Genomic DNA, 9,398 nt, shown 5'->3' with positions numbered 1-9,398 from the left:
GTTTATTTTCCAAATACTTGTTTTAAAATTGATGTCGTTTGTTCAATTGGATTTTGTCTAATTGCAGTCTCTTTTTGTGCAATCATTTTAAATAAACCATCAATTGCTTTTTGAGTAACATACTCATCTAAACTTTCATCAGAACTTTTTGGTATATATGAATCAACTCCAAAATTCTTAGCAATTCCCATAGCCGAAGAATTTTCAACTACACCTGATATATTTGACTTATAAAAATTATTTGCAGTCTCATAATATTGAGCAACTTGATTTTCTTTCATTGATTCTTTTATAATTGGTGTAATTAACTGTTTTAAAGAGTTTGTTGTATTTTCTTTAAAATAACTTGTTGCTGCTGTGTCATTTCCTGATAATATTTTTTGTGCATCTTCTAAACTCATTTTATTAATTGCATCTAAAAAGATATTTGCAGTTTTAGGTGCTGCTGTTGTAGCTGCTTTATTCATAGAATTTATTAAGTTATCTGCAACTTCATTTCCTCCAGCTTTTCTAATAATTGTTTCTGCTTTTGATAAATTATCAGGTAAAGGAATTTTAACAAGTGAGTTATTTAAATAACCATCTTTTGCTCCTAATTGTTTAACTGCAAAATTAACACCATTTTTAAGTGCTTCTTTTAGTCCGCTTGATATTGTGTCATTGCTTAAGTTACTATTTGTTTGCGTAGTATTTGTAGGTTTGCTTACATTATCAATTACTGTTTTTGTAATACTTCCTAAATCAAAAGCAAAACTAATTGTTGTTGTAAGTAAAACTGCGGCTACTAAAGATATTTTTTTCATGAATGTTCCTAATGTATAATTTTATTGCTATAATCTATTTTTTATATTATATAATACATTTATTATGTTAAAGGATAAAGTATCGAAGAAATAATTAAAATAAGTGATTTTATTCATAGTTTTAAAAATAAAATCATTGAAGCAAAAGATATTGCATCAAATCATGCAGATGAAATATCGGATTTTGCAAAATATTTAGAAGAAAATGCGTATAAAAATGAGTTTGAAGAAAACTTTTTTACAATATTAGGGTATTCATATAGATTAGATGATGTTTCTCAAAGATTGTTTTACACTTTCCAAGAAGCAGTCTATGCAATTGATTTAGATAAATTAATGAGAAATGAAGACTCTTTAAAATTAAATAGTATAGTGTATATTTTGGTTTTAGATTCAATAATAAAAGAGTATCAAACTTTAACTATTAATGAAGAAGAGAAACAAAAAGCTTTAGAAGTTTATAAGAAAATTGAAGAAAGAAAATCAAAAGAAAATAAAAAATATCATATGTATCAAAATTAAGAAGAAGAGATTACTTCTTCTTATTTGTCACTAATTCTTGTATCTCTTTTTGTATTAATTCAATATCATCTGTAAGTGTTATAATATCTAAGTCTTCTTCATTAATCATACCTTCTTTATATAAAGACTTTTTAATAAATTTCAGTAAATACTTCCAATAATCACAACCAACTAAATAAACTTTTAAATTTGTAGATTTTCCTGTTTGTGTTAATGTTAAAACTTCAAATAACTCATCTAAAGTTCCAAATCCACCTGGAAAAACAACACAAGCTTTTGAGTATTTTACAAGCATATATTTTCTTGAAAAAAAATAATTAAATGTAAGGCTTTTAGTTGTATATGGATTATTTGATGCCTCAAATGGAAGTTGAATATTTAAGCCAATTGATTCAGCATTGTTAGCTTTATATGCACCTCTATTTGCAGCAGCCATAATACCATCTCCACCACCTGTAATAATATTTATATCATTTTTTGCTAAATTATATGCAAGTGTTTGAGCTAGTATTGAATATTTATCAGAAGAGTGAGTTCTAGCACTTCCAAACATTGTTACATTATCTTGCAGATTTTGTAAAAGTTCTCTACCATTATTGAAATCATCTGCAATTTTTTGTTTATAAATAATTTCTTGCTTTTTCATTTTATTATCCTTAGTAAACAATTATAAGTCTATATTTCTTATTCTATTGACCGTTATTTTAATTAGTATTTTTTCTTAAGTTTTGTTTTTATTGGCAAATTATATGATAGCTTTGCTATAATTTAATAATGAAACAAGACTAGGAAAAAGAATGAATATTAAACTAAATTGCGATATGGGTCAAAGTTTTGGTATTTGGAAAATGGGAATTGATGAAGAACTTGTACCTTATGTAGATATGGCAAATATAGCTTGTGGTTTTCATGCAAGTGATCCTTTAACAATGAATAAAACAGTTACTTTGGTAAAAAACAATAATATTACTATTGGAGCACATATTGCATATCATGATTTAGTTGGTAATGGAAGAAGAACAATGATATGTTCTCTTGAAGAAATTAAATCAATAGTTTTATATCAATTAGGTTCTTTAAGTGCCTTTTGTAAAGCTCAGGGAACTGCAATTTCTTATGTAAAAGCTCAAGGAGCTTTATATAATGACATGATGAGAGATGAAAATATATTTAAAGCAGTTTTAAATGCGATATCATCTTTTGATAAAAATATTAAATTAATGATTCTTTCAACTCCCAGAAATGAGGCTTATAAACATACAGCATTAATTTATAATATCTCACTACTTTTTGAAGTTTTTGCAAATAGAAATTATAATGATGAAGGTTTACTAATTTCAACTATGGATTCTGATGCTTTTATTTATGATGAATTAAAAGTAGCTAATCGAATTATAAATCTAAGAGATAGAGGATTTATAGAGAGTAAAAATGGTAGAAAAATATACATAGAAGCTAATACTATTAATGTTCATGCTAATGATAATCAAGGCTTAGAATTTATTAAAATATTAAAAAAAGCTTTATATTAAAGATGTTGATTTCACAACTGTTTAAATAAAATCACTACAAAGTAACTCATCCTAATCTAAAAATATTATATTTATGCTATTTTTGATAGAATCGCAGTGTTTATATAAGGAAAAAAATAATGAAAAAAATAAATATTAAAAATATAGAATTAAATATTGACATTACACAGATTTTAAATCTATGTAATACTAAAAATACATTTTTTATTGATATTGATGGAAATGTAATTACAAATGAAGCAGATACAAAAAATAAAGCAATAATCTTCAAAAGTGATAACTCAAAAAAGTTATCAACACTTTTAGATGCTAAAGCTTTAGCCAATGAAGTATTTTCGGCATATAAACCTTCAATTGTTGGTGCTATTTGTAAAATAAAACCTTTACAAAATTGGCAAAATATTATAGGACTAAATACAGCTTCAATGTTATATTTTGATCATCAAAGTGATGGTGTTGAATTATTTGAAGATAAAACACTTGAAGATTATGGATGGCAAGCAAGTGCTTTAGATATTAATTATAGAGCAATTAGTGATTTTATTGAAGATAATTGTGAAGGTACATTGCTTTGTTATGATAATGAAATTCAATTTAGTGGATTTGTAATTGTTGATGATATCAATGATGTTCAAAAACAAGTAAAAGAGTTTATTATAAATCAAACAAAAGAAAATATCAAAAATGATTTAATTGAAATTGATGATGAAGATGTAATTGAAGCACTAGAATATTTTGGAATAAATAACTAATATGGAAGATTTAATACGAGATTGGGGTTATGTAGCTTTATTTTTATACTCATTTGGAGGTGGATTTATAGGGCTTGTTTTTGCAGGTGTTTTATCTTATGCAGGTGATTTAAATATTTATATTTCTATGATGGTTGCAGGAACGTCTAACTTCTTAGGTGATCAGTTTTTATTTACATTGGCTAGAAAAAACAAAGATTACGCAAAAGATATGATGAAAAAATATGGTAGAAAAGTTGCCTTAGCTCATTTAATGATGAGAAAATATGGTTCACTTGTTGTATTTATTCAAAAATATATTTATGGAATTAAAACTTTAATACCTCTTGCTATGGGTTTAACAAAATATTCAGCAAGCAAATTTATAGTTATTAATATAATGGCTACAACAATTTGGGCTTTAGTTGTTGGTTATTTAAGTTATATTTCTGGTGAGTATATTTTAAATATGGCTGATAATTTTAAATATTTTGGTTTAGCTATTGTTGCAGTGATATTTTTATTTGTATCTTATTTTTTAAAGAAAATTTAGTGATTGAGAAAGTTTAAAAACTTTCCCAATCATCATTGTTATTACTTTTATTTGTACTTCTCTTTGGAGTTTCTTTATTTACAGTTTTTGTATTATTAGTAAATTTCTTTGAAGTTTCTCTTCTTTCTACTCCAGTATAATTATCATCTTGTATTGCTTTTCTAATTTTAATGCTTTCTTTACCATTAAACTCTTTAGCATCAGCATGAGTAATAATCATATTAGAAATCTCTAGTGTTTTTTGTGCAATTAAATCAGCTTCTGCTGCATTTGCTGCGTTTTGTTGTGTTATTTTATCTAAGTTATTAACAGCATCATTAATTTGAACAATTCCTGTTGATTGTTCTTTACTAGCCATTGTTACATTTTCAATTAATTCAATAGTTTTTGTAATGTTTTGGTTTAACTCATCGTATCCTAAAATCATAGAATTAGCTATGTTTTTACCTTCGTTTGCTTTTATATTAGCATTTTCAACTAATGATTTAATCTCTTTTGCAGCTTCTGCAGATCTACTTGCAAGATTTCTAACCTCTTGTGCTACAACTGCAAAGCCTTTTCCTGCTTCTCCTGCTGTTGCAGCTTCAACAGCAGCATTAAGTGAAAGAATATTTGTTTGGAATGCTATTTGGTCAATTACTGTAATTGCTTCATTAATAGCACTTGTTTGTTCATTTATCTCAGTCATTGCTTTTGCTGTATCATCAGCTTGTTTTTGACCTTGAGTAATTGATATTTTTACTTTATTACCATAGTTTGCCATTTCTAATGTAGTTTCTGTACTACTTGTAATATTTGAAGTAATCTCTTCTAAACTAGCAGCTGTTTCTTCTAAACTAGCAGCTTGGTTATTTGCAGCCTCTGAAATACTATCCATGTTTTTTGAAAGAATATCTGCATTTTGGCTTAATATCATACCACTTCTTTTATTTTCAATTAATGTTTCTGTAATAACTTTACCTAAACCATTAACATCTGTTTCTAGTTCTTTAATAATTCCCTCAAGGTGATTATCTTCTAATGTTGGTCTAAAGTCTAATTTAGAATACGAACTTAATACAGTCATTGTATTTTGTATATTTGAGTTTAATGTATCAAGCATTTCATTAATAATATTTTTTAGATTATTAAGTGATGGATTATTTGAATCAACTTCAATTCTACTATCTAAATACCCTTTATTAATTCTATTTGCAACTTCAATAGTATTTGCAATTAATTTTCTATCTGATTTAATATGAAGTTTTGTTTTTTCAACATTTTCATGAATAATTCTAGACATAAGACCTAATTCATCATCAGATTCAATAATTTTAAAGTTAATATCATCTTTTTCAAAGTTTATAAATGCAAAGAAATCAGATAAACCTTTTTTTACTAAATCAACATCTAAAATAATAGTAAAGGCAATTGTTCTTGCTAAAATAAGTGTTAGCGCAATACCAAATAAACTAAGAAGTCCATAAACTATCATTTCTGTATTAGCAATACTTTTTCTATCTTCAATTTCATTTGTTAGTTTTTGAGCTAAGTAATTTTCAACTTCTTTTAATAGATTGATTTTTTTAGTAATTTCAGAAAACCAATAAGATGGATCTACATTAAACTCTGCATCTTTATTACTATAAAGTGCAATTTTTCTCATTTTTACAACTTCATCAATAGAACTACCTTTTACAGTATCCTTATAAAATTTTTGAGAATCTTCATCAACTACTTTAGCAAATGCATCGATATATGAGTTCTGTGCAGCAATCAAAGTATAAAACTTTGCTTTCATTCCTTCACCAAAGTTATCTCTTGCAAATGTATTAGTACCAACTGCTCTTTCAATTCCTGCTCTTTCTTTTGATAATAAGAAATTCATATATCCTATAATTCTTTGAGAAATTTTTGCATCATTTGATAGTTTTGTAATACTTGAAATTACATTTAATAATGAACTATTAGTATTAGTATAAAATCCAATAGCTTTTGCTGTTTGAATATTTAAACTTGAAACATTAGTTCTAATATCAGATAAATTAGAAAGTCTATTTAAGGCATCTTCTAAATCTGTATTAAACTGCTTACCATACTCTTTTGAGTCAAATCCAGATAAAAAAGTCTTAAGTTCAACTAATCTATTATTTGTATTTTCTCTTTGATTTGGAAGTTCTGTTTTAAATTTTAAACCTTTACTTCCTAAAAATCCTGCTGTCATTCCTCTCTCTTTTTGAGTTTCATGAACTAATGCACCAATTTTTGTAGATAATACTACAACTTTTTCTAACTTTGTTAATGCCGTATTATGATTAAATAATTCTACTGTAAGTTTTACAGATAGTAATATTACTACAAATAAGGGAATTGACATTATTAATATCAATTTTTGTTTTATAGATAACTTTGATAGCATGATATTCCTTTTCACCTATTGCTATATTGATTTTTAAATCAACAATTTAACATCGATTTTAGCATTGTTTTTATTAAAATAACTTCTTTTCATAATAAAAAAAACAATTAACTATAATTAATAACTTTTTTAAATTTAAAATAAAATTTGCTTACAGATACTATAAAATAAAATTTAGCTATAATGTTAAAAATATTAATAAAGGCTACACCATTTCTACATTTGATACATTAAACTTACCAAAAGATTTTTTAGAAAATTTAAAAACTCTTGAATTTAAAAAAATGACTGATATTCAAGAAAAAGCTTTACCTATTGCTTTAGAAGGCAAAGATGTTATAGGACAAGCAAAAACAGGTTCAGGGAAAACCGTAACATTCTCAATTCCAATTGTAAATAAACTAGATGTTAAGAAATTTAGAATTCAATCAATTGTTTTAGCACCAACAAGAGAATTAGCAAATCAAATTGCTCTTGAAATTAGAAAACTTTCACGTCATATTCATAATGTAAAAGTATTAACACTTTGTGGTGGAGTTGCTTATAGACCTCAAGTTGCATCACTATTTCACGGAGCTCATATAATTGTAGGAACACCTGGAAGAATTTTAAAACATATAAATGAAGAAAATATTAATTTAAATGAAGTAAATACACTTGTATTAGATGAAGCTGATAAAATGCTGGATATGGGATTTTTCGAAGATATTGAAAAAATTATAAATGTACTACCAAAAAATAGACAATCATTATTATTTTCTGCAACTTATCAAGAAAATATTGAAAACTTATCTAATAAATTTATGAAAAATGCAATAATTGTAAAAAATGAAAATGAAGAAAAAGTAAAAATAGAACAAAAGTTTTATAATGTTAATGCTGAAAATAAATCATCATTAATTCCTGCATTAATCTCTTCAAATAAAGCGCAATCAGTACTAATTTTTTGTAATATGAAAATTCAATGTGATAGCTTAAGTGATGAATTATATGATTTAGGTTTAGATGTTTTAACTTTACATTCTGATTTAGACCAAAAGCAAAGAGATGAAACAATTGTATTTTTCTCAAATAAATCATATCCAATTTTAATAGCAACAGATGTTGCTTCAAGAGGTTTACATATTGATGATATTGATTTAGTAATTAATTATGATTTAGCAAGAGATGTAGAAACTCATACTCATAGAATTGGACGAACTGCAAGAGCAGGTAAGGGTGGTTTAGCTATTTCATTATGTACTATAAATGATGAAGATATTGTAGATGATTTAAAAGATAGATTTGAAGATATTAAATTTGATAGAGTTGAAAATGTTAATGATGACCTATCTTATAAAATTGATAGTGAATATAGAACACTATTTATAAATGGCGGGAAAAAACAAAAACTTAGAAGAGGCGATATTTTAGGTGCTTTAACAGCTGGAATTGGATTACAAAAAGATGATATAGGGAAAATTGATTCTATGGATTTTTGTTCATACGTTGCAGTTAAAAAAGAAGTTGTAAAAAAAGCACTAGATGGTCTAAGTAATAATAGAATTAAAGGAAAGTATTTTAAAATCTATGAAAAGTAATTCATGGGTTTTAAGATATAAGGGCACTTTTGTTTAAAAATACACTTTTTTTAAAAATCATATTAGTATTTACATTACCAGCTTTGGGTATGTTATATTTTAGTACTGTTTTAGTATATGAAAAAATAGGTACTTTAAGTGAAGTAGATAATATTGAGCATAATATTAAATATATTACTGTAACAGAGAAGCTTGTTGATTCTATACAAAAAGAGCGTACTTATTCAGTATTATATGCAAATAAAAAAGAGTTTATAAATAAGCTTAAAAATCAAAGATTAGATACCAATAATATTTATGAAAATTATCTTGCAACTGTTTCTTCATTAAAAAAAGTAGATGGGCATTTAATTGTAAATATTAAAAAAGTTCAGCAATCTTTTTATGAACTCTCATTTTTAAGAGAACAAGTTCTTAATTATGATATTAAATCATTAGATATCTTATATAAATATAGTTCTATAAATAACATGTTATTAAATACAATAACATCAATGAAACCAATAAAAATGGCAACAGAATTTAATAATAAAACATCATATTTAAATAATATACTAAGTGTAAAAGAGAATTTCACAATTCAAAATGATATTATTTCTATTTTATTATTAGGTAATACTTTTACAGAAGAAATAAAAAAAGAGTTAATTGAAAATAACTTAAAACAATATATTAATATAAAACAATTTTTACTAAAAGCTGAAATAGTTGAAATTGATGAATTTAATAAAGTTACAAATTTTTCTACTGAAAATAGAATCCTAGAAATTAAAAATAATTTAGAAAATATTTTAAATAGTAATGAACTTAGTTTAACTACATGGTTAAATTTATCAAATGAAAAAATTGATTCTTTGCAAAAAACGTATGATTATATTAAAGTAGAAATTTTAAAAATTACACAAGAAATAGAAGAAGATGCTTATTTAGCTCAACTTCTTAGTCTTAGTTTTTTATTTGTTTCTTTTGTAACATTAATTAGTTTGCTTTTTGTACTTAAAAATATTATTTTTAATGAGCAAAAAAGTTTCTTGAAAGTAAAAAAACAAAAAGAAATCTATCAATTACTAAATAAAACAAATAAGTTCCTTCTTAAAACTGAAGATGAAAAAGAGTTATTTGATAAAATTAGTAAACTAATATCTGCAAACTCAAATATGTCTTTTGCATTTATATCATTAGTTACAAATACAAAAGAGATAAAACTTATTGCTGAAGAATGCCCTTTAAAATTAATTTTATTAGAGAAATTAAAAGAAGAGAAATCAAGAGAAAGTAT

General features: G+C 25.0%; 8 protein-coding genes and 1 pseudogene. 6 read left to right on the top strand and 3 right to left on the bottom strand.

Annotated features, from left to right (window positions below; all coding sequences use genetic code 11):
• Positions 1-2: 2 nt before the first annotated feature.
• Complete coding sequence (locus tag ACERKK_RS07895; protein WP_373772537.1) at positions 3-803, bottom strand: DUF4197 domain-containing protein; 801 nt, start codon at positions 801-803, stop codon at positions 3-5.
• A gap of 285 nt (positions 804-1,088) precedes the next feature.
• Between ACERKK_RS07895 and ACERKK_RS07890 the strand changes: the two genes are divergently transcribed.
• On the top strand, positions 1,089-1,325 hold the full coding sequence (locus ACERKK_RS07890) for a hypothetical protein (RefSeq protein ID WP_373772536.1): 237 nt from the start codon (positions 1,089-1,091) through the stop codon (positions 1,323-1,325).
• Between the two features lie 10 nt (positions 1,326-1,335).
• On the opposite strand, the gene ACERKK_RS07885 is transcribed toward ACERKK_RS07890, so the two are convergent.
• Positions 1,336-1,971, bottom strand: coding sequence for a TIGR00730 family Rossman fold protein (locus tag ACERKK_RS07885; RefSeq protein WP_373772535.1), 636 nt, complete (start codon positions 1,969-1,971; stop codon positions 1,336-1,338).
• Between the two features lie 151 nt (positions 1,972-2,122).
• On the opposite strand from ACERKK_RS07885, the gene ACERKK_RS07880 reads away from it, so the two are divergent.
• The 3 genes from ACERKK_RS07880 (at position 2,123) to ACERKK_RS07870 (ending at position 4,141) form a co-directional block, all read left to right on the top strand.
• Positions 2,123-2,857: a 5-oxoprolinase subunit PxpA gene (locus ACERKK_RS07880; RefSeq protein ID WP_373772534.1), complete on the top strand. Its 735-nt coding sequence runs from the start codon at positions 2,123-2,125 to the stop codon at positions 2,855-2,857.
• A gap of 119 nt (positions 2,858-2,976) precedes the next feature.
• Positions 2,977-3,609: a hypothetical protein gene (locus tag ACERKK_RS07875; RefSeq protein WP_373772533.1), complete on the top strand. Its 633-nt coding sequence runs from the start codon at positions 2,977-2,979 to the stop codon at positions 3,607-3,609.
• 1 nt (position 3,610) lies between these two features.
• Positions 3,611-4,141, top strand: a complete 531-nt coding sequence (locus ACERKK_RS07870; protein WP_373772532.1) for a DedA family protein — start codon at positions 3,611-3,613, stop codon at positions 4,139-4,141.
• A 163-nt stretch (positions 4,142-4,304) separates the two neighbouring features.
• On the opposite strand, the pseudogene ACERKK_RS07865 reads toward ACERKK_RS07870, so the two are convergent.
• Positions 4,305-6,539, bottom strand: a pseudogene (locus ACERKK_RS07865) (methyl-accepting chemotaxis protein); the annotation flags it as partial.
• A gap of 167 nt (positions 6,540-6,706) precedes the next feature.
• Here ACERKK_RS07865 and dbpA point away from each other — a divergent pair.
• Positions 6,707-8,119: an ATP-dependent RNA helicase DbpA gene (dbpA, locus tag ACERKK_RS07860; protein ID WP_373772538.1), complete on the top strand. Its 1,413-nt coding sequence runs from the start codon at positions 6,707-6,709 to the stop codon at positions 8,117-8,119.
• Positions 8,120-8,148: 29 nt separating this feature from the next.
• Positions 8,149-9,398: nitrate- and nitrite sensing domain-containing protein (locus ACERKK_RS07855; protein WP_373772531.1), on the top strand; the 1,250-nt coding region annotated here is incomplete at its 3' end.

Source organism: Poseidonibacter sp. (assembly GCF_041821165.1).
In the GTDB taxonomy this organism is placed as follows: Bacteria; Campylobacterota; Campylobacteria; order Campylobacterales; family Arcobacteraceae; genus Poseidonibacter.
This window is presented reverse-complemented; position numbering and strand designations above follow the sequence as displayed.

What these genes read in the sequence shown, in the direction of transcription:
- ACERKK_RS07885 (WP_373772535.1), bottom strand. Translation starts at nt 1,971, where the DNA reads ATGAAAAAGCAAGAAATTATTTATAAACAAAAAATTGCAGATGATTTC.
- ACERKK_RS07895 (WP_373772537.1), bottom strand. Translation starts at nt 803, where the DNA reads ATGAAAAAAATATCTTTAGTAGCCGCAGTTTTACTTACAACAACAATT.
- ACERKK_RS07875 (WP_373772533.1), top strand. Translation starts at nt 2,977, where the DNA reads ATGAAAAAAATAAATATTAAAAATATAGAATTAAATATTGACATTACA.
- ACERKK_RS07870 (WP_373772532.1), top strand. Translation starts at nt 3,611, where the DNA reads ATGGAAGATTTAATACGAGATTGGGGTTATGTAGCTTTATTTTTATAC.
- ACERKK_RS07880 (WP_373772534.1), top strand. Translation starts at nt 2,123, where the DNA reads ATGAATATTAAACTAAATTGCGATATGGGTCAAAGTTTTGGTATTTGG.